The organism is Desulfofalx alkaliphila DSM 12257 (assembly GCF_000711975.1).
Taxonomy (GTDB): Bacteria; Bacillota; Desulfotomaculia; order Desulfotomaculales; family Desulfohalotomaculaceae; genus Desulfofalx; species Desulfofalx alkaliphila.
Genome location: NZ_JONT01000067.1, coordinates 1 through 1,165 on the forward strand (window position 1 = coordinate 1; position 1,165 = coordinate 1,165).

Here is a 1,165-nt window from a genome sequence, read left to right on the forward strand (position 1 = left end):
ATAGGAAACATTGTCTAACCGGGTTAATTTGAAAAAACTCTTCAGGTTAGGAAGAGGATAAAGAGGCAAGTGACAGTAGGTGATGTACATCCCCAAACAGGGAAGGGTAAATGGCATCCTTTTAAAAATGAGATGGGGCAAATTGATTTGCTGGATACTCGAGGTTTAGGCGAATCAAAAAAACCAGAGGAGGAAATTACCGAAGATAGTCCACTTGATCAAATTAAAAAAGAAGTAAAAGAAAAATGCCCAGATGTAATTTTATTCTTATGTAAAGCCAAAGAAGTTGGTTCAAGAACCAAGGAGGACGCTTTACAATTAAAGGAAGTATGTGATTTAATTTATAACGAACATGAGTACGACGTTCCAATAATTGGGGTATTAACACAAGTTGATGAACTGACACCTCTATCGGACAGTAATCCACCATTTTCTAATCCCAAAAAACAGGAAAATATTAATGAAGCGCTTAAGGAACTTAGTAAAATAATAGAAGAGGTTATAGCAAAACCCATAAAGGTCATACCTGTGTGTGCATACATGGAGCTTGATGGTTATAATATTGCCTATGATCGGCGGTGGAATATTGATACACTATTAAACTATTTGGTTGTACAACTGCCTCATGAGGCTCAGTTAATTCTCGCAAAGGTAGCTAAGGTTAAATCAGTGCAAAGAAAAACTGCAAAGAAAATAGGGGTTGGCATAGCTGGGATAACGGGTTTAATAGGTAAAAATCCTATCCCAATAGCGGACATGCCTTTGATTACCTCGTTACAGCTAATGATGATTACTACGATTGCAATAATTGGTGGTACAAAGGTTAGTAAGGAATCAATTATTGAATTCTTAAGTGCATTGGGGTTAAGTGTCGGAGTAGGTTTTGCTTTAAGGCAAGTAGCGAGACAAGTTATAAAAATGTTCCCAGTAGCGGGGAATTTCATTTCTGGTGCAATAGCAAGCGCAGGCACATATGCCCTGTGTGAGGCATCAATAGCATATTTTATTGATAAAAAATCTGCTGAAGAGACTAAACAGATCTATAAAGAACAATTTGAAATAAGGAAAAGGTGTGTTTGGCAAGTAGAAAATTCATAGTTTGGCAGTTAAGATGTGCATAGCATCCGTATTTAGTTAATTAATGATTCTGCCTGCTAACTATCGA

Annotated in this window: 1 protein-coding gene; it reads left to right on the top strand. The window is 36.8% G+C overall.

The window, feature by feature from the left end; all coding sequences use genetic code 11:
• Positions 1-69 precede the first annotated feature (69 nt).
• Positions 70-1,098, top strand: a complete 1,029-nt coding sequence (locus tag BR02_RS0113140) for a hypothetical protein (protein WP_031517824.1) — start codon at positions 70-72, stop codon at positions 1,096-1,098.
• Positions 1,099-1,165: the final 67 nt, after the last annotated feature.